This is a genomic window from Parapedobacter brassicae, assembly GCF_051400755.1.
Lineage (GTDB): Bacteria > Bacteroidota > Bacteroidia > Sphingobacteriales > Sphingobacteriaceae > Parapedobacter.
Genome location: NZ_JBLFFL010000004.1, coordinates 104,430 through 126,054, shown reverse-complemented (window position 1 = coordinate 126,054; position 21,625 = coordinate 104,430). Strand labels below are relative to the sequence as shown.

21 protein-coding genes are annotated in these 21,625 nt (G+C 50.2%); 12 read left to right on the top strand and 9 right to left on the bottom strand.

The window, feature by feature from the left end:
* Positions 1 to 744: 744 nt before the first annotated feature.
* The 3 genes from ACMGDE_RS13030 to ACMGDE_RS13020 are packed head-to-tail and all read left to right on the top strand — an operon-like array spanning position 745 to position 6,225.
* Complete coding sequence (locus ACMGDE_RS13030) at positions 745 to 1,641, top strand: carboxypeptidase-like regulatory domain-containing protein (protein ID WP_436833242.1); 897 nt, start codon at positions 745 to 747, stop codon at positions 1,639 to 1,641.
* Positions 1,638 to 4,832 carry a SusC/RagA family TonB-linked outer membrane protein gene (locus tag ACMGDE_RS13025; protein WP_436833241.1) on the top strand — a complete coding sequence of 1,065 codons (3,195 nt, stop codon included), beginning with the start codon at positions 1,638 to 1,640 and terminating at the stop codon, positions 4,830 to 4,832. The genes ACMGDE_RS13030 and ACMGDE_RS13025 overlap by 4 nt, the downstream gene beginning before the upstream one ends.
* Positions 4,777 to 6,225, top strand: coding sequence for a RagB/SusD family nutrient uptake outer membrane protein (locus tag ACMGDE_RS13020; protein WP_436833240.1), 1,449 nt, complete (start codon positions 4,777 to 4,779; stop codon positions 6,223 to 6,225). The genes ACMGDE_RS13025 and ACMGDE_RS13020 overlap by 56 nt, the downstream gene beginning before the upstream one ends.
* A gap of 50 nt (positions 6,226 to 6,275) precedes the next feature.
* Here ACMGDE_RS13020 and ACMGDE_RS13015 read toward each other — a convergent pair whose 3' ends face one another.
* Together ACMGDE_RS13015 and ACMGDE_RS13010 are read right to left on the bottom strand one after the other, a co-directional pair.
* Entirely contained in the window at positions 6,276 to 6,674 is a 399-nt protein-coding gene (locus ACMGDE_RS13015) for a hypothetical protein (RefSeq protein WP_436833239.1), read from the bottom strand.
* 152 nt (positions 6,675 to 6,826) lie between these two features.
* On the bottom strand, positions 6,827 to 7,405 hold the full coding sequence (locus ACMGDE_RS13010) for a MauE/DoxX family redox-associated membrane protein (protein ID WP_436833238.1): 579 nt from the start codon (positions 7,403 to 7,405) through the stop codon (positions 6,827 to 6,829).
* A gap of 121 nt (positions 7,406 to 7,526) precedes the next feature.
* Here ACMGDE_RS13010 and ACMGDE_RS13005 point away from each other — a divergent pair, with 121 nt between their 5' ends.
* Together ACMGDE_RS13005 and ACMGDE_RS13000 are read left to right on the top strand one after the other, a co-directional pair.
* Positions 7,527 to 9,098 (top strand): hypothetical protein, encoded by a 1,572-nt coding sequence (locus ACMGDE_RS13005; protein ID WP_436833237.1) that lies wholly within the window; start codon positions 7,527 to 7,529, stop codon positions 9,096 to 9,098.
* Between the two features lie 96 nt (positions 9,099 to 9,194).
* On the top strand, positions 9,195 to 11,426 hold the full coding sequence (locus ACMGDE_RS13000; protein WP_436833236.1) for a S41 family peptidase: 2,232 nt from the start codon (positions 9,195 to 9,197) through the stop codon (positions 11,424 to 11,426).
* Positions 11,427 to 11,624: 198 nt separating this feature from the next.
* On the opposite strand, the gene ACMGDE_RS12995 is transcribed toward ACMGDE_RS13000, so the two are convergent.
* Complete coding sequence (locus tag ACMGDE_RS12995; RefSeq protein WP_436833235.1) at positions 11,625 to 12,221, bottom strand: dihydrofolate reductase family protein; 597 nt, start codon at positions 12,219 to 12,221, stop codon at positions 11,625 to 11,627.
* Positions 12,222 to 12,306: 85 nt separating this feature from the next.
* Positions 12,307 to 12,885 carry a Crp/Fnr family transcriptional regulator gene (locus ACMGDE_RS12990; protein WP_436833234.1) on the bottom strand — a complete coding sequence of 193 codons (579 nt, stop codon included), beginning with the start codon at positions 12,883 to 12,885 and terminating at the stop codon, positions 12,307 to 12,309.
* Between the two features lie 286 nt (positions 12,886 to 13,171).
* Here ACMGDE_RS12990 and ACMGDE_RS12985 point away from each other — a divergent pair, with 286 nt between their 5' ends.
* The 5 genes from ACMGDE_RS12985 (at position 13,172) to ACMGDE_RS12965 (ending at position 16,696) form a co-directional block, all read left to right on the top strand.
* On the top strand, positions 13,172 to 13,312 hold the full coding sequence (locus ACMGDE_RS12985) for a hypothetical protein (RefSeq protein WP_436833233.1): 141 nt from the start codon (positions 13,172 to 13,174) through the stop codon (positions 13,310 to 13,312).
* Positions 13,313 to 13,385: 73 nt separating this feature from the next.
* A complete protein-coding gene (locus ACMGDE_RS12980; RefSeq protein ID WP_436833232.1) occupies positions 13,386 to 14,441 on the top strand; it encodes a hypothetical protein in 1,056 nt (351 codons plus the stop codon).
* Between the two features lie 71 nt (positions 14,442 to 14,512).
* A complete protein-coding gene (locus ACMGDE_RS12975; protein WP_436833231.1) occupies positions 14,513 to 15,598 on the top strand; it encodes a histidine kinase in 1,086 nt (361 codons plus the stop codon).
* Positions 15,582 to 16,307 carry a LytR/AlgR family response regulator transcription factor gene (locus ACMGDE_RS12970; RefSeq protein ID WP_436833230.1) on the top strand — a complete coding sequence of 242 codons (726 nt, stop codon included), beginning with the start codon at positions 15,582 to 15,584 and terminating at the stop codon, positions 16,305 to 16,307. Before ACMGDE_RS12975 ends, ACMGDE_RS12970 begins: the two co-directional genes overlap by 17 nt.
* A 68-nt stretch (positions 16,308 to 16,375) precedes the next feature.
* On the top strand, positions 16,376 to 16,696 hold the full coding sequence (locus tag ACMGDE_RS12965; protein WP_436833229.1) for a MerR family transcriptional regulator: 321 nt from the start codon (positions 16,376 to 16,378) through the stop codon (positions 16,694 to 16,696).
* A 198-nt stretch (positions 16,697 to 16,894) separates the two neighbouring features.
* Here the strand turns inward: ACMGDE_RS12965 and ACMGDE_RS12960 are convergent, their stop codons facing one another.
* Together ACMGDE_RS12960 and ACMGDE_RS12955 are read right to left on the bottom strand one after the other, a co-directional pair.
* Positions 16,895 to 17,218: a type II toxin-antitoxin system RelE/ParE family toxin gene (locus tag ACMGDE_RS12960; RefSeq protein ID WP_436833228.1), complete on the bottom strand. Its 324-nt coding sequence runs from the start codon at positions 17,216 to 17,218 to the stop codon at positions 16,895 to 16,897.
* 2 nt (positions 17,219 to 17,220) lie between these two features.
* On the bottom strand, positions 17,221 to 17,430 hold the full coding sequence (locus ACMGDE_RS12955) for an addiction module protein (protein ID WP_436833227.1): 210 nt from the start codon (positions 17,428 to 17,430) through the stop codon (positions 17,221 to 17,223).
* A gap of 180 nt (positions 17,431 to 17,610) precedes the next feature.
* Between ACMGDE_RS12955 and ACMGDE_RS12950 the strand changes: the two genes are divergently transcribed.
* Both ACMGDE_RS12950 and ACMGDE_RS12945 read left to right on the top strand, forming a co-directional pair.
* A complete protein-coding gene (locus ACMGDE_RS12950) occupies positions 17,611 to 18,243 on the top strand; it encodes an N-acetylmuramoyl-L-alanine amidase (protein ID WP_436833226.1) in 633 nt (210 codons plus the stop codon).
* A gap of 264 nt (positions 18,244 to 18,507) precedes the next feature.
* A complete protein-coding gene (locus ACMGDE_RS12945; RefSeq protein ID WP_436833225.1) occupies positions 18,508 to 18,864 on the top strand; it encodes a DUF6266 family protein in 357 nt (118 codons plus the stop codon).
* Here ACMGDE_RS12945 and ACMGDE_RS12940 read toward each other — a convergent pair.
* The 3 genes from ACMGDE_RS12940 to ACMGDE_RS12930 form a co-directional block, all read right to left on the bottom strand.
* Positions 18,798 to 19,724 (bottom strand): hypothetical protein, encoded by a 927-nt coding sequence (locus ACMGDE_RS12940; protein ID WP_436833224.1) that lies wholly within the window; start codon positions 19,722 to 19,724, stop codon positions 18,798 to 18,800. The genes ACMGDE_RS12945 and ACMGDE_RS12940 overlap by 67 nt on opposite strands.
* Complete coding sequence (locus ACMGDE_RS12935; protein ID WP_436833223.1) at positions 19,706 to 20,371, bottom strand: hypothetical protein; 666 nt, start codon at positions 20,369 to 20,371, stop codon at positions 19,706 to 19,708. Before ACMGDE_RS12935 ends, ACMGDE_RS12940 begins: the two co-directional genes overlap by 19 nt.
* A gap of 84 nt (positions 20,372 to 20,455) precedes the next feature.
* Positions 20,456 to 21,571, bottom strand: coding sequence for an AraC family transcriptional regulator (locus tag ACMGDE_RS12930; RefSeq protein WP_436833222.1), 1,116 nt, complete (start codon positions 21,569 to 21,571; stop codon positions 20,456 to 20,458).
* Positions 21,572 to 21,625 lie beyond the last annotated feature (54 nt).

Below are 21,625 nucleotides of genomic sequence, written 5' to 3'. Positions count from 1 at the left end.
ATATTTGCTGCGTTGAGACACAAATGATTGCATAGAGATTGCCATTTGTATTTCAATGAGGTATTGACAAAGAGTCTTGCGGCTACACTTCTGACGCCGTGACGCAAGGCAGCAGGATATACCCATGTCTATTCTTGGATATGTTATCTTTGCATATCAAGATAGATGTGGGGCTGCTGTAAATCCGCGTTACGTAAGGCGTCAGAAACTTTAGTGTAGCCGTGGTGTGCAGCCCCACATTTATTTTGGATTGCTCGCATATAAGACTCGTTACTAACCATAACGAGTAGTGAAACTAAAGAAAAGAACCATCGGATCTAAACCCATCCAGCCTATCCAAGATAGGAGGGACGATGGTCTTTTGGTGTCTAACAAAACGTGGATGATCTCCACGAGTAACCTCTTTAAAAGCATAGCGAAAAATCCTGTTTGATTTGGTGTAAGAACCTGAATTAACCCATTTTTCTTACACCTAAAATCAAACAACAAATGAAGCAAAAATTACGCTTAGGGGATAGCTATGCCCTTTTTGCAACCAACCAAATAAAAAAACATAAACGAAAGTTAACAGTTCATCGATTGTTCGCAACGCGGGGCCTCCTTCGGGTATGCTTGCGGTCAGCCCAGGGTATGCTTGGGGTATGTCTGCGGTGCGGATGGATATGCGTGTCCGGCCAGCGCCCCGCCCGTACAGTTCGGATATCGCGGGGATATACCCTCCGGATAAAGCCAGTAAGATCTTTCATGTGTGCAGACCCCAGCCAGGCTCCAGCCCTCCCCGGGCTGGGCCTCGCAATGGGGGTGATGATACTGCTTTCTGTGATAAGCATCAGCGCTTCTGCCCAGCAGAAAGAAGTGTGCGATGCTGACTCCGCATCTCATAACAGGCTGCTGAAAGGAACGGTTATAACCGCAGTCACAAATCTTCCATTGGAGGGGGTTGCGATCAGGGTCAAGGGGTCAGATAAGGTGTCGTTTACCGACACAAACGGCACGTTCGAAATTGTATCTCATGCTGACACCGTATTGTTGGTCAGTTATATGGGATATGAATCCCAACGCGTACCTATCCAAGATGGCCGTTTGAAAAATAATCATATCCGTTTAACGAGAGACTTATCCAAGGTAACGCCGCTGATTATAGGTGACAGTATCCCTGATTACCTATGGGATTTGCCTGTTTCGGTAGTCAACCATCCGCAAGGGAGGACCGTGATCACGCTGCGGGAGTACCAAAGCAAGAAATTGCTGATACTGGATTTCTGGGCGAGATGGTGTGCGCCCTGCGTCAAATCGGTAGATCAGTGGGAAGTTATCCAAAAAGAATTTCCCGACGAACTGGCAGTATTGACCGTACATATGGATGTTGCAGACCGGGCATTGCCATTCATACAGCAACGAAGTTGGTCGCTGCCCGCACTGGTCGGGGAGAACTACCATATCGTAAATCGGCATTTCTTCAACCGCTACCAAGTGGGTGGGGTGGTGATGATTTGCCAGGGGAAACTTTTCGCCATACCCGACGACAAGGGGCACGACATCGTGAAGCTGAGAAAACTACTGGATGGCGAACCCGTTGAGTACACCTCCATGATCCGCCTCACCAATAGCGAAACGCTGGAAGAAGGGAGGGCAAAATGAATATAAAAAGCTTTTCCTTTCTATTGCTGTTACTGGTTTCCGTTGGATTTGCATCGGGTCAGTCAACCATCCGGGTCAGGGTCTTCGATGCCGAAAGTAAACAGCCGATTTCCGGGGCATCACTTAAACTGTCTGCCTCCGAACGTACAGTCTCAAGCGATGGGAACGGTCACTTTTCATTAAGAGTGATCGGTGCCGATACCCTGGTGATTACGCACGTGGGTTATGTAAGCCAACGGATAGCGGTTCAGGGTTCTATGGCGGTACTGGATGTATACCTAACTCATGAAGGGTATATGCTGGATGCCGTGGAGGTAAGCACCGGATACTATACCGTGCCCAAGGAACGGGCTACGGGTTCATTTGTACAGGTAGACAGCGCATTGCTCCAACGGGCCATCGGCGGCAATATACTGGAGCGGTTGGAAGGCATTGCTCCCGGTTTGCAGTTCGTGAATCCCAATGGCACGTCCGCAGCCGATATCCGCGTGAGGGGATTATCCACCATTGAATCGGATGAAACGCCCCTGATCGTGTTGGATAATTTCCCGTATGAAGGAAGCATCGACAACATCGATCCCAACGACATCGAGAGCATTAACGTGTTGAAAGATGCGGCGGCGGCCAGCATCTGGGGAGCAAGGGCCGGCAACGGTGTCATCGTGATTACCAGTAAAAAGGCGAGAAACGACGGCAAGGTGAGGGTTGCATTTAATGCGAACACGAATATTACGGAAAAACCGGATCTATTCTATTCACAGGAATGGCTGCCTTCGGCAACCGTGATGGAGATTGAGAAAGCTCGCTACGAGTTGGGCCACTATTCGTTTGCAGATAACGTCACGAATCCCTATTACGTGGAACTATTGCATGCACTGGATGAAGGCACGCTCGATGCGGAAGCATTCACTGCGCAGGAAAAGGTCCTGCGCCAAACGGATACCCGCCAACAAGCATTGGAATACCTTTACCGCAAAGCGTCTTTCAGCCAGTATGCGCTAAATATAAATGGCGGTACTGAACGATATGGATATAACCTTACATCAGGGTACCATGGCACGAAGGGCGGATTGATAGGTGATGAGGGCCGCCGATTGAACCTGGGCATGCGTAACCGTTTCAAACCTTATGATGGAATGGAAATCAATGTCGGCGTGGCCTATGTAAACCAGCGAAACCGTAATAACGGTGTTGATCTTCAAAATCTGGGTCAATCTAATATCGGGATCTCACCTTATCTTAGGTTAGTTGATGAAGATGGAAACAGCTTAGCCGTAACCAAGGATCTGGCATTTCCGTATACAGCAGCGGCTCAGGAAAATGGGTTGCTGGATTGGGGCTATCGGCCAGTGGAAGAGCCACACCTGTCAGACCGCATCAACGGTTATAAGGAATTGCGGTTGAATGCAAGTGTCAACGCCAAAATATGGCAGGGACTCAGTGCGGCATTCACCTATCAGTACATAAACGGCAACAACACATCACAATCTTTCTATTCAAAAGATAGCTATTACGTAAGGAATTTAGTCAATGGATTTACGCAGCCCGATGGTTCGCAAATCATCCCCTACAATGGCATCCTGCAAATCGGATCTCCTACCGTGTCCAACATACAACAGGGAAGGGCGCAGATCAACTACCAGAACAGGTGGGATGGAGGCCACGAACTGACCGGCCTGGCAGGCGTGGAAGTAAGGCAAAGTATAAGCGACCGTTTTGGGGGTTCGATATTGTACAATTACGATGAAGAACACATGACCGGGAACGGTAACTATAACTTTAACCAGTCATACCCCAAGCTACCCAGTGGAAGTGGCCGGATACCGGATGCTTCGGTTATCAGAGGTAGGTTTACCAATAGGGATCTTTCTTATTTTTCAAATGCCAGCTATACCTATCGCAACCGATACATTGTAAGTGGCAGCCTGCGTTGGGATGGGAGCAACCTGTTCGGTGTGAAGGCCAACCAGAAAGGCGTGCCGCTCTGGTCGATTGGTGGGAGTTGGGATATCTCAAAAGAAAATTTCTATCATCTGGCTGCATATGTGCCTTATTTGCGGTTGCGGTCTACGTACGGGATTTCGGGAAATGTGAACAAGTCTGTAACCCATTTCCCCACGATTCGGTATTCATCTGCGTCTACAATATTGAATATGGCTACGCTGACCAGCGTAGGAAACCCGTCGTTGCGCTGGGAAAAGGTAAGCACGCTTAACCTGGGTTTGGATTGGCGGGCATTCGGGAACCGGGTGAGCGGAAGCGTGGAGACGTACTTCAAAAAAGGGTCTGACCTGATTGGTGACGATTATATGGACCCCACCACGGGCATTATCGGGGAGTATAAGATCAATTATGCTAACATCGAAACACAGGGTTGGGATGTTCAGGTAACTACGAAGAATGTAACGGGGCAATTTAATTGGACGACTACCATTCTGTCCAGTTGGGTGAGGAATAAGGTCACCCATTTTAATACCAATGAGGTGACGAGTATTTCCCGTTTCCTAACGGGGAGTACTCCGCCACCAATCGTAGGGGCGTCTCGGGACGTAGTTTATACACTGCCCTGGCATGGATTGTCGCCAACAGACGGGCTGCCCATTGTGTTCATGGACGGTGAGCAGACCACGGAGTATTCAACGTACTTCAGCGAATATATGGACTACACCAAATTGCTAACAGCAGGTACATCTATTCCGGTAAACTACGGGTCTATCCGTAATGTGTTCGCGTGGCAAGGATTGGAGTTGAGTGCCTTGCTTACATGGAAAGCTGGCTACGTATTCCGACGGGCTTCCATAGGCCCATTTGATGATTTTAACAGGATTTACCACGAAGATTATTTCAGGCGTTGGCAGAAACCCGGCGACGAACGGATAACAGACGTACCGGCTGCGATCCCGATTGAACAACAAACCGCGCAAAACACGGGAGCGGGATCGATATATCGGAATTCTGCAGCGTTGATTACAAAAGGGGATCATATTCGCCTCCAAGAAGTTAGTCTTGGGTATACGATGCCTTATAGCTTATTCAGAAAATTACCTTTCCAGTCCATCCGATTTTCCATCTACGCGCGCAACCTCGGCGTGGTGTGGAAGGCAAATAAACAGGGTATCGATCCGGATTATTCGGATGCCACCTTTCCGGCGCCACGATCATTCTCTTTTGGAGTGCAATGTAATTTTTGATGTTAAATACGGAACTATGAAGTGTTATAGGTTTATATTTTTTGTAGTAGTACTCTCGTCCTGCGGGAAAAACTTTCTTGAAGTAAAAACAACTTCAAACATTGTGACACCGCATACTGCGGCGGACTTTCAGGCGATATTGGATAATGGCGCCTCATTGATGAACGGAAGCCAAAGTTACTTGTTGAGCATAGTGGGAAGCGACGAATACTACCTGTCGAGCAGTACATGGCATGCACTGCCGTTGCGTGCGGTCATACAGAAAAATGCCTATGTATGGGCCGATAATGTGTATGAAGGAAATACGCTGGATGATTGGAATAGGGCGTATATGCGTATTCTCAATGCCAATGTCGCATTGGACGGAGCGTCTAACAGCCAACCGGAGCCATCACTGGCGGACGAATGGAACAATGTCAAAGGATCGGCATTGTTCTTTCGGGCATATAATTTTTATCAATTGGCTCAACTGTTTTGTAAGCCGTTTGACAGAAATGCAGCCAGTCGGGATTTGGGCATCCCTCTACGGCTCGAAGCAGACGTGACACTCAAAACAAAACGGGCAACATTAGCTGAAACATACGATCGGATAGTAACCGACCTGGAAGAGGCGGTAAGTTTGCTGCCTGATCGCGGATTGGTCAAAATGCGGCCGTCCAAGGCGGCGGCATTTGGGTTGTTAGCACGGGTCCACCTTCAATTGGAAGATTATCAAGAGGCTGGGAGATACGCAGATCAGGCATTACAGATTCAAAATGAACTGATAGACTACAGTACGTTACCAACGGATATTTCCTATCCATTTGATCAGGACTATGGAGAAAGCAATATAGAAGTGGTGTTTTTCAGTGCGTCACCAACAGTTACCGTGTTGCACAATTCGCGTATGGAAGTGGATACAAACCTTTTGGCTCTTTATAACAAGCGTGATTTAAGACGTCGCATATATTACGATACGGGGAGCGATGGCAATATCTTTTATAGAGGATCCTATTTCGGGGGAACGGTTCCGTTTACAGGGATTACAACCGGAGAACTCTTGTTGATCCGTGCCGAATGCAGTGCAAGGTTAGGTGCTACAGACCAGGCATTGGCAGATGTGAATCGGCTGAATGAGATGCGTTTTGAACCTGGCATCTTCCAGCCATACAATCAATTGGATGCGGATCAAGTGTTGGCGCTTGTCTTGGATGAACGAAAGAGGGAGTTAGCATTTCGTGGCCTGAGGTGGGAGGATCTGAGACGTTTGAATAAAGATCCGAAGTGGGCGGAAACAATCCGACGGAAAATTGATGATACCATGTATACACTGGAGCCGAATAGTGCCAAATATGTATGGCCCATCCCCGAGGATGTGATCGAGCTGGGTGGTTTGGAGCAAAACACTAGGTAAAAGGGAGGCTAATGCCTCCCTTTTTAATTGGGCAACCTATATATTTTGGATTACTGATCCCTCCGGGAATAGCCGTCGCTATTACCAGCGGAAGAAGGCGAAATCTCAGCGCCAGGTTCATCCGCAATTTCCTCAACGGTCATATTCTCAATGTCCGTTGGTCCGGTATACGTCAACTCATCGAATTCAAGAAAAACCGCACACGGCTTTTCCTCATTGGTCGGATTGCAATCCCCGCTGGGATCACTTTCCAAATGACTTCCAATGGTTTGGTTTTCAGGATTGTCATATTCTGAAGGAACATCTCCTGTAGCCTCTACTTCATACCACCCGCTTTGAGGAGCAGCAAACCGTTCAGCATACTTGAACGCCGAAAACCCAACGAACGTGGCCGCCAGGGCCAACATGAAAAAATACTGCTTAATGAATGTTATTGCTTTATTAGCCATAACGGGAACTTTTTTCTAACACATCGAAAAAAGGGTACCAAAAATGTTTAAGTGAAAATGAAATAAACTACTTTCCGGTCACTGACGTGGAGATTCCGGTCACGGCTGCGGCTGCTCCGCTTCCTGCGGGAGGGCCGTAGCGGGTAGGTAAGTTAATCGGCCCTGCGCCGGAATACCGCGAATTTCCGCGGGAATCGCATGCGTAGCATCACCAACCGATATAACCGGCGGAAGCTAACCGCGCGTTGTTCGAAGAAAAGGCGTACAGGCTTTCGGTACGAGCGACGCCGACCCGCGCGGGCGCGTGTAAACCAAATACCGACAATAGAAAGAAGGAGAAAGACGGCATTGAACCAAAGATGGTCCTCCCAGCTTAAGCCGCTGATAACCGACCCGCAGCCACAGGGGCGCTTTTCGTACCAGCCCAGTACGCCAAAAAGGATAAAGAGGGTAAAGCCGAGCATGAGCACACCCGAAAGCCATAGCCCTTGGTAATTTCGCTTCCGATGATGTGGCCAGGCAATCAGCACGGCGGCCAACAATTCCAACAGCGGCAGCAGCCAGAACAGGATATCGGCCCACCAATCGGGGATTGGCTGCCGCAGCAGGGTGCTGTGGAACCTCGAAAGATCCCACAGCTTGTCCGCTGCGACCGGAACCCACAACCCAACCAACGCTAACCGGACGATAAACACCAAACCTTTTTCGATATGTTTTTGCGTAATCTTCATATCACAAAGGTCGGGCAGTGGGAGAACGTACACCTGCTTCTGGAGAAGCAAGTTTAGCATCATTCAGCTGATCTCCGCCATTACGTTGCAATTTAAAAACTAAAATATTAGTTTTGTAGCCATGAGCCGGAATACGTTTTTATGCTTGGCTGTTCTCGGCGGTTTGGCAGGTCTGTTTTCAGCTTGCCGGTCCGCGCGGATTAGCAGCCATTTTGCACAGAATGGCTATTTGCCATTGTACGACAACGTGGTATACAATGACGCACTTTCGCTGTTAGTGCCATCCTTTGGAGATGTTGCTTTTGAACGCGACGTCAAAACGCTGCGTCGATTGGTGCGGAATATCCCGTTGGCTACGGGCGACAGCCTGGTACTATGGGGCAGTACCCAAGCCCCTCCCTTTTATTCCTTTGCACTCACCGTAAATGATGCTTGTGCCGACGGAAGCCCAAACAGCGGAACCGCTGTTTTGCGCCGGGATACCTGCATCAACGGACGACGATTCGGTTTTTTTGGATTTGCCGGAAGCGAAGAGGATGTTCCGTCTGTGGAAAAAGACTTGATTAGTATCTGGAATAGGCTCACATTTGATTCGCTCTGGGGCGAGCGGTTAGCGCCAATGTTTTCCATTACGGAGATAAAGACCAATAAACTGTACGAAGTGCTGAACAATGTGCAGCAATATCCAACCCACTCGGATCAGGATTGGTGGACAAAAACGCAATTGATCCTCACTTATGCCTCGTTTTTGGGAGACAATGCGCCGTACCGGCAGGCGTTGGAAGCACTAGAGCAACGCATGATGAGCGATTCGGTGGTTCGGCAGGTGCTGGACCATACACCGGCCGTGACGGGCAATGCAGTGCTGGATGTCATCGCCACCGAGGCTCGGAACCGCCAGCTGGTCATGATTAACGAAAACCACTTTTATCCCAACCACCGGCTGCTGGTGGCTGATCTACTGGATTCGCTGCACGCCGTGGGGTACCGGTACCTTGCGCTGGAAGCGCTTGACTCAGATCAGGAGGAAGCTGTCAACACCTCTCGCCAAATCAATCTGAAAACCGGGTTTTATACACAGGAACAGCAATATGCACGGCTAATACGCAAGGCTTTGGTACTTGGATTCACGCTGGTGGCCTATGAGAATACCGACCCGGCGAAAGACCGTGAAGAAGGGCAAGCCGAAAACCTATTCAATAAAACCTTCGCTCAGGACCCAACAGCAAAGGTGCTGGTATTGGCTGGTATGGACCATATCCTGGAAACGCCCGCACCCAATGGAAAGAAGTGGATGGCGGCGCTGTTTAAGGAACGATATGGCATCGACCCGCTGACGATCAGCCAGAACGACTTTAAACACTTACGGCATCTGGCTCCCAAAGGCTACCTGATGCTCAAATCAGAAGCCTTTGACGGCGATAGACTGCGGGCTGTAGATTATCAAATAATCAACAGCCGACCGGTAGCGACCATAGACCCGTCACAAACATTGGTATACCGCAACCGGAGTCGAGACAGCGTACAGGTGCTGCTGTTCCTCTCCGACAAGCCGGTGAGCACCGTGATGGCTACCGAATTGCCGTATGTAACCGCGATCGTGCCGGGTAAATCAAAAACACGCCTCCCGGTGGTGCCCGGAAAACCGGCGTTGATCGTGGTGTATGACAGCCAGGGCCGCCGGGTGAAATGAGTGCCTAATAGCGTCATTCAGATTTTTTTGGTACTTCTCACCGATGTTTCTTATCTTGCATAGTAAAGCTAACCAGCGCAACCTGGGAACCGTACAATGACAACTAAAATCATGAAAAAGACCTTCCTATTTCTTTTACTGCTCGCCATGACCTTATCGGCCATTTGCCAGCCAGCCGAAAAGCGTACCCTATTTAATTTTGACTTTGAAATAGCCGCCAACGGCGCGGCTGCCGGGTGGAGCCACTTCGGCGATACGACGTACTCGGTGTCACTCGATTCGCTTCATGCGAAAGATGGGAAATATGCGGCAGTCATTGAGTTTAATGAAGGGAAACCGGGCTTCAAAGCTTGGGGAATTACCATCCCGAGTTATCCGGGCAAAAAGATAACGCTTTCGGGCTACATCAAAACGGAAAATGTGACCGATGGGTATGCAGGTTTGTGGATGCGCATCGATCCGCAAATCGCCTTCGATAACATGCAGCAGCGTGGGATAACCGGCACCAGCGACTGGACGAAGTACGAAGTGATCCTTGATATGAACGCTGAAAAAACGGAGCAGATCGCCTTGGGTGGATTGTTGGTGGGCAAAGGCAAAATGTGGATCGATGGGCTGACAGTAAGTGTCGATGGCCAAGATATCGCTGCGTTGAAGCCTATCGAGATGAAGAGGGTGCCCGCAGAGTTGGATAAGGAGTTTGATAACGGCTCAGGGATAAGTCTGCCCACGCTCGACCAGAAGCGTACCGAAAACCTGAAAGTGCTTGGCTTGGTATGGGGATTCCTGAAGTATTATCACCCCAATATCGCCAAGGGGGATTTCAATTGGGATTATGAACTCTTCCGGGTGATGCCCGCGATAGTGAGCGCCGAAACTACACGGCAACGAGACGATGCACTGACGGCATGGATCAACCGGCTTGGCGCGTTTGAAATGAGACCGCAACAGCGCCCCGATGCGCCAGTGAAAATGGAGCCTGACCTGGAGTGGATTACCTCTAGTGTATTTTCGGATACGCTTACGTCGTTGCTGCTCCGTGTCAAAGACGCCGCACGCACAGCAGAGCACTTCTACATCGGCATGCATCCCATCGTCGGCAATCCGGATTTCAAGAACGAAAATGCCTATCCGAGGATGCGGCCAGAGGATGACGGGATGCGCATGCTGGCCCTATTCCGGTACTGGAACATGATCCAGTATTTTTTCCCTTACAAAAACCTGATCGAAGAAGACTGGAAAAATGTTTTGGAGGAGTTTGTCCCCAAATTTGCGGTAGTAAAGGATTCCACGACTTATACACTGGCTTTGCTGGAATTGATAGCCCGGATACACGATACGCACGCCAACATTTGGGGCGCACCTGCGCTGAATACCTATTTTGGCGCACGGTACGCGCCCGTGGAGCTGACCTTCGTGGAAGAAAAGGCCATGGTAAGCGGCTACCTGCACCCCGAATGGGGCAAGGAAACCGGCCTGGAGGTTGGCGATGTGATCGCCACCATTGGCGGTATGCCTGTTGAGGATTTCATCGCTGAACGCCTGCAGGTTGCGCCTGCATCCAACTACCCGACACAGCTGCGTAATATGGCTTCCAACCTGTTGCGAACGAATGATTCAACCATCGCTATCGGATTTATGCGGGATGGGCAGACGCATCGCGCCGAATTGAAGACTTTTGGAGCCAGCACGCTCAAGTTTAATAATAAGTTCATCGTGCAGGACACGAGTTTTAAACTGCTCACGGATGACATCGCGTACATCAACAACGGGTCGCTGAATACGAAGTACGTGCCCGGGTTTTGGGATAAGATCCGGCAAACAAAAGGGCTGATTATTGATATCCGGAATTATCCATCGCATTTCCCGATCCATGTGTTTAGTAGCTACCTCATGCCCAAACCGACCCCCTTTGTGGTGTTCAGCGGAGGGGATGTGCAGCACCCGGGTTTATTCACACTGGGACCGCCGATGAGTGTCGGCACCGACGGTGGCAACCGCTACGATGGCAAAGTGGTCATTTTGGTCAACGAGATTTCTCAAAGCCAAGCCGAATTCCATGCGATGGCGTACCGGGCGCATCCAAACGCGACGGTGATCGGATCAACCACGGCCGGAGCCGATGGCAACGTATCGCCGATTATGCTGCCGGGCGGTATTCGCACGGGAATCAGCGGCATCGGGGTGTACTATCCCGATGGCGGCGAAACCCAGCGTGTGGGCATCGTGCCCGATATCGAGGTGAAACCCACCATCGAAGGGATTAAAGCCGGCCGCGACGAAGTGCTGGAAAAGGCGATTGAAACCATTAACCTAGTGAGGCAGTAGGGGCTGTCATCCTTGATGAGTATCAGCCTGCTTCAGTGGCATTGTCCGCCAATTACAAAATCGTATCGTACACGATACGATTTTTGGTTATTTTCGTATCGTGTACGATACGATGGAACCATTAGTCAATAAATACAGGGCACAGTACCGCGCGGAAAATTCCCTTATGGCTGTTCGGGTCTTGTATTGAGGGTATTCTTAAACCTCAACAGCACCGGTCTGGACTTGTCCGGCCCGCTTGTAACTAGCCAGAATAACGCCACTTGTGGTGATGGTGCTCTCGATCAAGGTAAACGCGGCCGGAATCGCGCCGGTGTCAAACAACTTTTTCCCCTCACCGAGCGTCAGCGGATGAATTTTGAGCCGGAGTTCGTCTACCAGATCATGCTGAAGCAGCAGCTGAATGAGCTTGCTGCTACCCCAAACCTGAATATCTGGCCCTGTTGAATGCTTGAGCTTTTCGATAGCGGCCACGCTGTTGATAAACACGGAGTTTTTCCAATCAGATTTTTTTCTGGTCTTGGACAGGATGTACTTGGTCCCATCATTGATACCCGGCCAAAAGTCTGCATGTGCAGGCCAGTAGCCCTCCCAAATCTCAAATGTTTTTCTGCCCAAAAGATAATCTGCAGGTTGTTGCAGCTCGTTGCGCACAGCCTGATCATAAGCTTCGTCACTAAACGGAGCGGTCCAGCCGCCATAATTGAAACCGCCCGAGGTATCTTCCTCAGGTCCACCGGGTGCCTGCATGATTCCATCCAATGTAATCATGGACAAGACGATTATTTTTCTCATACCACAAATCTCGCCAACAAAGACCGTCTATTGCAGTGTAAATGCGACAATCTTAGGGGCTGAATACGCAAACCGGCCGCTAAGGTCAAAACCCCCGCCTGGCCCGCGTGATCGTAACCCGCGAGATATTCAAATAATCCGCCTGCTCCTGCTGGGAGGTGAGGAGGCGGATGGGCCGCATGTAGTCATCCGCGGCGAAGGCCGCATAGCGCTCCCGCTCATCCTTGATGAGCATCAGCCTGCTTTTGGCCCGGTATTGCTTGAGCTTTTTCTGCTCCAGCACATCCACCAGGGTATCCGCCTCCTCGCACGCTTCTTTGTAGGCCCGCAGCGCATCCGCCGGAATGCGGATGACGGTGCTCGGGCGCAGGGCCACCACATCATGATATACCTGATGATGGGCATAGAGGTTGTTTTTGGTGAGTACACTGTGCAGGGGTGGCAGCAGGCGGTCGATACGGCGGCTGCCGCGCGTATCCCACCACACCGTGGCGAGCAATCCTTCGCATCCGAAATACACATAATCGCCCCGGTCGCCGGGCGCGAACAGCCACGTGCCGCGGTTGACTTTCGTCACCGCGGCGTGGGTGTGCAGCCACTGGCGGTGCGATTGATTGAGCGGGCAGTACTGCGCCCAGTAGGTGAGGAGGGGAGAGATATCCATAGTTTAAGCCTTTGCCGCAAAACTATTGCTTTGAAGGTACATGAGCAGCTTTTTGGGGTAGATAACACCCCCGTCTTGGACGAAAGGGCCGTTTTTTGGGCTGAACCGGTTCAGCACGGGATTTGGCTATTTCGCCACTCCTTATAAGCATTATCTACCCCAAAAATCGTTCTACGTGTAGGTTTTCCCTGAAGTTGGTTGCATTGTCGACAAGCAAAATCCCCTACCGGAGGGGTCAGGGACATGCCCATCTCTGTAATGTATGGGCAACCAAAATGCTAACATCATGGATTTTTTGCAATTAGTAAATGACTTATGGACGTCTGCCACCCAGATGGGGGCGCAGCCGCTTGACTTAGATCAGCTGATAAACCTGCTCGAAGACGATGGGCCGCGGACACCGAAGTGCCCGTATGAACCATTTTAGTTGAATTCAGGGGGACTGCAGCCCCCTGATTTGTTTACCGACCTTTTTAGACAATTTTTAACAACAACAAGTTATGGATAAGAACGATTACTTAAATCGCGCTGATCGCCTGTACGCTAGATGGGAGGGGGTAGACTTGTGGAATGATGTGGATAAACAGCGACACTTTACGATTTTTTGTGCCAATATGCGCCGGTTCAGGCCTGATATTCCTTGGATAGCGATGCCGGATTTGTTCAGGAAGTTGAATGTACGCATGGCACTGGCCGCGATGGACCAAACGCATCCGGCGGTATGGACGGCCAATACCGTCACCGGCTGGACGGCCGAATGGGTCCGCGGATTGCTGGACAGACCGGGGATTGTGTGCACCTACCACACGGGATCGTACCGGCTGCTGTGCCGGAAGCTGATCGCCGAACGGGTGCCTTTTGCACTGCTGGTGTCCGATGCAGTGCTCAAGCAGCAGGGCGCCGCCTTCGGCGATCAATACAGCGCGGGATTTGGAACGGACGGTGCCGCAGAAACGCTGATGCTCATCAATGCACAGCGCCCGAATGCCCTCTTTGCCATACGGGACGCGCTGCGAGCGGGCCGCCAGCTGGTGGCCTATATCGATGGCAACACCGGCAGCGGAGCGTCGGTGGGGACCAGGGGCTTAGTGGAAGTGGACTTTTTCCGGTCGACAATGCCGGTGCGGAGTGGTCTGGCTTATGTAGCGCAGCTGATGGACGTGCCGGTGTATCCGGTGGTGTGTACACGGCCGCTCACAGCACATATCCGCTTTGAATTTCCGGAGGCCTGCTGGACGGACCGCCGACTGGACAGGACCGCTGGTGCGGCGCGCACGACACGCTACCTATACCGTGTGCTGGAGCGCGCGATACGAACACAACCAGAAGAGTGGGAGGGGTGGCTGTACCTGCATAAGTTGCCCGCAAATCGGCTGAAGAGCGCTGGAGTTGCTCGGCACGGACGACCTTGGACACGCGGATCGGGCAGTCTACCTTTGCCGATAGATGGCCATTACTATGCCTTGGATGTAAGCACTTGGCGGTCCTATCCCATCGGTGAAAAGGAATTCGGGCAGCTGCTGAACATACACCGCCGGCGCACAGGATTTGGATAAATCGGTATTACATTGTATTTTTAGGCCTCGTAGTTTCAACAAGGCATCCTTTGCCTAAACACTTTCTGCACGTGAAAGCAAATTTACAGGTACCTACACCGCGTAAAAGGACGTTATTGTCTTGGTCGGTCTTGCGCTGGCATCTCATAGGCTGGGGCATATATGCAGTTTTGACATACTCGCATAATCACTACCGCTATAGCGAACCGGCCGATTGGTTTATGGTATCTATGGTGGTCGCGATGGTGCTGCCGGTATACTATACCCTTGCGTATATCTTGCACAGGCACATCCGAAAACGCTCATGGCCGCGGGGAGTGGCCATGCTGCTGGGGCTTTTCCCGATGGTGTGCTGCTATGCTTACCTCTGCCTATATCCCGGGCTTCGGGCGCTGGAAATCCACTGGCCCATCCACGAAATGGCAGTTGACCTACCGGTGTTTGCCATGGCAATCGGTGTTTACTACGCACGTGTGTTGTCCTATGCGGTGCTGGTTGAGGCCGTGAAACGCGCCTTTGAATATTTTCAGGAAAAACTGCATATAGCCAATGCTCATGCGGCAATGCTAAATGGTTTGCTGCGTTTTCAGATCAATGGACATTTTCAATATGGCGTATTGGGTTTCGTAGCGGCTGCCGCCGCAAATAGGGGAGATATGCAGCAGCACCGGATGATGATGTTATTGAGCCGTCTGCAACATTACAGTGTGGAGATGGCTGAAAGCCGCCTGGCCCTGGTGGACGTCAGCCGGGAAATCGAGGCATTGAAGAACCTGGTAAATCTCGTAGTGACCCGATACGGCGACAGACCGGTCATGACGCTGGATATCACTGGGGAATACCGGGGGCAATATGTCCCGCCGGTATTGCTGCTCACTGCGGCGGACAATACGATCAAGCACGGACGGCTCTCGGAGATTGAACCTGCTAAACTATCGCTCAAGCTCCTGTCTGATGGTTTTTCGTTCACTACCCATAACCGGATCGAACCGGGCCCACAGGCGTCAAAAAGTTCATCAGGCATGGGCCTGCAAAATCTTGAGAAACGCCTAAGTTTACTGCTGCCGAACCAATATCGACTAACCTATGGGGCACACGACGGGTGTTATACACTGTCACTCTCGGTAAAATATGCAAGCCATGGAAAGGATGCGTAAACTGACCGTGATGGTCGTGGACGACGAGCGGGAATCGATCAACTACCTATGCGGCCTGCTGGGCCAGCTGGGGCTCAGTACGGAGACCATTATCACCGAAACGGACGCCCTGCGTGCCTTCCGGTATATACGCGATCATCGGGTTGATCTGCTCTTTTTGGATGTCGAAATGCCCGGGCTCAACGGCCTGTCACTTCTGGAGGCGCTGGAGGAAAGGCCTCCGGTGATCCTGACTACTGCTCATCCGGAATATGCGATGGAAGCTTACAGGTTGAGCCTGCCCGAATGCATACCGAAGCCGGTAGCGTTGCCTCGGTTGATCAAAGCCGTCGATCGTACAGTAGGACTGGGCAATACCAAGAAGACTGCTGGGGACGATTATGTATTTTTGCGTGACAAGGAAGATGGTGTGCAACTGAAGATTTATTTTAACGACATCATTTATGTAGAATGCCACCACAATGAGATCACGCTACACTTGCCTTACGATAAGCTGGTAAGTCGCATGACGATGAAAGATTTCTTGGCCCTGTTACCCCCGGAAGACTTTATGCAAGTACACCGAAGCTACTCAGTATCGATGGATAAAATTATCAAGTTTTTTAGGAAAACTAGCAAGATGTATATGATCGGCAACCGTGGCCCCATCCCCTTGAGCGACACCTATCGGGAGGAGTTTCTGCGGGTATTCGATCCAGAACCGGACTAACCGGATATAGCCGATTCATTGACTACGTATCGCCGCTAGGCTGATGCGCACATAAACCATTTAACATGATGAAAAACAAGCCTAACACCCCCAGGCCGCATCCCTGCTGTGCCTGCGGACGCATCATCCCCATCCTCTACCCCGAACTGAAACGCCTACGAGAAGACCACGAAGCGATCATGCGCTTCATCCTGGAGAAGGAGGAAGCCGAAACCCGGTACCTCACCGCCGAGGAAACGTGGAACCACGTGGGCATCAGCGAAAGCACCCTGTTGCGCTGCCAGCGCCGCGGCGAAATCACCGTAGCTAAAATGAAAAAAGGCAAGAAGTACTTCCGAGACCGCGACGTGGAGCGTCTGCGCCGGGCGTATTGGGGTCGAGAATTGTAAGCGGCCACTAGATAGCCTACGTGCTTATTCCTCCCTTTTTCCACCCTTTCTTTTGCCGTTGTTCTACCGTATCGCGGGCCGTGCGCGTCCTGGATGCGGTATGGATGTGACCTTTTCACGCATACGCCCCGCATCAGCCCCGCATACCGCACGCGAGATGGCGGGAAATGGGCAGGAGGAGGGGAGGGATTAAGGTGATCACTTAGCGGAACCGGATTCGGAGCGCTGTCGTTTTTGCCACCTCTTGGGATTTCGGCTCGTATGGAAAAAGCCAATGACTCTTATGGTAGTACCCTCAAGAAAATAGTGAATACCGTAAGGGAATCGTTTGATGAAATGAATTCTGATTTTCTTATACCGCTTTTGAAATAAATTTGGGTTGTGCTGTATGGTAGTTAAGCCGGCTTCGATATACATTTCTAATGAATCAGCCAAATGGCTGTCAATTTCGTTATACCAATCGAAGGCTTCAATGATATCCAGTCGGGCAGCATCGGCAATGAAGAGGTTGAATTGAATCATTACTATCTTCTGTTCCGTAATTCGGCCTTTACATCATCCCAACTGACGTAAGGCATCTCCCCGCTATCATGGAGCGCCATACGGAAATCCAGCTCATCAAGCTGAGCTGCGGATAACGAAACTTCTTCTTTTTTGATACTATCCCATATGGCTTCTGCCATGGCAATCCGCTCAGCAACACTCAGTCCTAATATATCTGCAAGTTGTACCATAATGAATAATATCAATAACACACAAATTTAGATAAATTAACGCTTTTATCCAACTCTAGCTTCACGTTACCGTCTGCCGATATGTTTTTGAGCGTATTTTTTCCTCTAGTGGGTTTTTAGGCGTCTGTGCGGAGTTGTACAAAACTTCATGTACATTTAAGTTCATCAATAAAACGAACCATGACACGCCTGGAAATATGTGCTACATCGATCATACTGAAATTGATCCTGCTGGGAACGGTTGCTGGTTTGCCCGAACAGGGCATGGCATGCGCGGCAGCTTATCGGGATACGATAGCGATTGTACCCAAGAGCAGCTGGCAGGCACAGCCGGCCAGACCGTATAAGCGGCACACACCGGTGCAGATCACAGTTCACCATGAAGGGGGCAAAGTGCTGACCCCTTCGGATGACGCGAAGCAGCGACTAAAGAACATACAACACTGGTGCATGGGGCCAGATCGCAACTGGTCAGACATTCCATACCACCTGTTGATTGCGCCGGATGGAACGGTGTACGAGGGGAGAGACCCGCTCACCGTGGGAGAAACCAATACGGAATATGACCCTACCGGACACCTGTTGATCTGCTTTTTGGGTAATTACAATGAGCAAAAACTCGACGAGAAGCTTTTGCAGGTATTGATAGGCTTACTGGCCGATTCCTGTAAGAAGTACGGGATATCACCCTCGGATATCTCCACCCACCGCGACCATAGCGAGCAAACCGCCTGCCCGGGAGAGGATATTTACGGCTACTTCAAAAGTGGTTATATCGTTGATCAGGTGAGCGAATTGGTTGAAAGGGAATAGGTCATTGCTCATCCTTATCCCGTTACCCATCGTTGAATTTCTTATATAGTATAGTAACCGGGGTTACAGTAACCCCGGTTACTATACTTCACCTTCCCGTCAATTTACCGGAGACGCCCCGTCAATTCCCCGTCAACCGTTACTTGCCCATATAATTTTGATTTTCAGTACACTATGTTTGCCTTCATGAAGAAACGCATACCGGTATTGCAATGTTTTGGATGGAGTAATTAATGAATGTAAAACGTAATGTAAAAACAAAAAATGGGAGTAATCAGAAGGGGAGCCAACGGAGGCTTCAAAGGAAAAGCAGGTAGTGTGGTAGGCAGCAGCTGGAAGAGCATCGACTACATCAAGGGGCTGTACAAGAAACGCACCAAGCCGGCTACGGAAGAACAGTTGATGCAGCAGACAAAATTTACGCTGTTGATGCGTTTCTTGCTGCCGCTGAAGGTGTTTGTGCGCGTTGGCTACGGCCAGCGCAAAACGGATACGCACACGCCGATGAACGTGGCATTTCAGGACAACAACATGCATGGGCCGAAGGTTTTTTATCATTTATCATCCAACCAATGTATGATATTGAGGAGAAACTGGGCATTTTGCGTAGCCCCAGGATGATTCATGCCTCTTTTCTCGCTTTTAATGCCTTGCAGCTGGGCGGAAAATGGGGCGCCATCCCCGAAAATGACGACTCTCCCGTTGCCATGTTTCAGGTATGCCCCGTTGACGATACCCCTGCCTGCGATATAGGGGACCGCTTTGGGCATGGGTCTTTTTATTTGGGAGACGTCGCTTGGAAGATAGATATGATAGTCGTCTCCTAATGCGGAAATAACGTGGGCTGATGAAGGGACGATAAAACCTGTTCCACCCCAGCACATTATACTGTCTATCTCCCTGCCCGGAGCGCTGGTGATTTCGTTTGAATACAGGTTTTTCCGCTGCTTGGAAAAGACTTCGGGAGCGCCGTCTTTGCGTAGTGCGAATCCGTTGATGACGTTAATTCCGAATTTTTGCGCGATATCATTGACCGAAGCCCCGCAGGGCATATGGTCCGTCACCAGGAATAGGCTGCCCCCGTTTTCGACCCATGTCGACAAGGCTTCTACCTCCTGTTTGGAAAATGCTGATCTTGCAGGCAGGTTCCAATCTTCGAGGTCATACATGGCATTGACGGTCACATAGATCTTGGCGGCTTTTAAAAGTGCATAACTGATCGTGTCTTTGGTGCTTTGGATGGTGTAACCGTCGCTAAGCAGCAGTTTGTGAAACGCAGCATAGGCTCCCTTGAGTGTAGAGCCGTTATGATGTGCCTCATCAAACACGATCAGCGGACCATTCCCGACCGCGTACATCGGGTCGGGAATGGGATAGCTGAAATGCTCGTCGGCCACCTGTTGTGCTGGTGACGGGAGGGTACAAACAACCAGGATGCAGCAGAGGAGAAAAGGCCGGTTCATTATTTCTCTTTCAGCCATACGTCATTTTCAAAACAGGTAACTTGGGTTGCGCTGCCATTTTCCAATAAAAATGAAAGGGGAAACGTGCCATCGTCATTGAGAAAGAATGTCTCCGATCGAGGCGTGAAAGCAATGTCTTTTTTATCCCATAGTTGCGTGAGTGACAATCCGCCTCCGGAAGATTGGATGGATATTTTGAGGCTGCTGTCATCTCGCAAGGTATAGACGCCTGCTAACCGTTCAAGCTGTTGGGCAGACAATTGCTTAACCTGCGTGGGGTCAAAGTCAACTCTAGTGCTCATGATCCGGCCCAGTATCTTGGCTTGATTAAACTGACCGGAGCTGTCTTTGATGAACTCGATTTGATAGCCTTCGGCTTTTGATTCGAAGTGGGTCTCGTCGATCTGAATGAGTGGGTATGTTTTGTTGTTGTCCCACAGCTGCTTGGCGAAAAGGGTATCACCTTGCAGCTCAAACGCAATAAAGGCGACCTTATTGGGGAGTTGATAATACCCCTGCAACTGCGCAAGGGAACCGGCATGAGCATGGGCCTCCTGGGCATAAACGCCAGTTGAAAACGGCACGCTGCCTGCTAATAAGATACTCCATACGGCAACACGGATGCTGTGGCCGATCGACAAGTTGAATGATTTCATTGTTTTCATAATAATCGTTGTTATGTATGATGCAATGATAACCCCTTGTCGATGATGATGAGTTCGGATGGATGCATCTGAACGAAAAATAGGCTATCTGGAAGGTTTTGAATGGGCTTCTAAGTATGCCCGGGGTGTCAGGCCCGTGGCTTTCTTAAAGGTGGTATAGAATGTCGTTTTGGAGTTGAAACCGGCCCGTGTCGCAACGCCTAGCATATCAAGATGGCTGGTTTCTTTTGACAGCAAGAGCGATTTTGCTTCCTCTGTCCGCAACTCGTTGATGAATTGGTAAAAATTTTTATCCAATCCGTTATTCAGTACATAAGAAAGTTCGTGCGCACTGATCCCGGTTTTATTCGAAAGCACCGAAAGGGTGAGACTTGGATCGAGGTGTAGTTTTTCTGCCGTTGTTTTTTTTAATACCGTATTTTTTAGTTCGTCCACCTGTTGCGGTGTAAGCCGTTCGTGCAATGGTTTTTTCTGAAAAACCGCATCGGTTGCCACCGGTTGATAGGGTTCTATGGCGTAGATCGAACGCTGTGTCAGGGTAAGATAGGCGAGCGCAATCACCCCTAAAAAATAAAGCGCCGAGGAAAGATAGACTACCTGCATGCTGAACAACCCCAATATCCGGACGAGGATTAAAAACAACACCGCGATCAATACATATTTTACCCACGCCAGGTTGACTTTTTCCTTGAACGACGATACCATTTGTAGATTGGCCATGTGCCGTCGGAGCAGGGCAAAGCAGGCGAACCAATAAAACACCGCCTGACCAGAGAAGAAGTACCGGACAACAAACCGTATCCACGGAGGCAATTCAGGCAGGTGATTTTGTGCATTGAAAAAAGTGGGCAGCAGGTATACGAGCGAAAAAACGAGGAAAAGCAGAAAGGGGACGAAGTGTAGGAACCAACCTTTTTTGGGTGCAGTGGGAGCCACAAAATAGGCGATAGCCAGATAAAAACAGGGAAACATAGCCCACCTAGGCAGCTCAAGCAGGTGGAGCAGCAGATGCTCGCCAATGTGCAAATTTTCCAGAAAAAGCTGGGAAAACGTGCAGGCAAGGATGCAGTAGAATACACCAAGCCATCGATTGCCGGCCACGTTTACGCCGTTTACGTTGAGCAAAAATAAAACGCCGAGCAACCACAGGGCGCCCGCGGTAAACGCGTTAAAGAAGGTTAGCAAATTGATGTCAAGCATTGGACGGCGTCTAATGTTTCTGCTAATGTACTGTGTTTGCTCGAAACATACCAC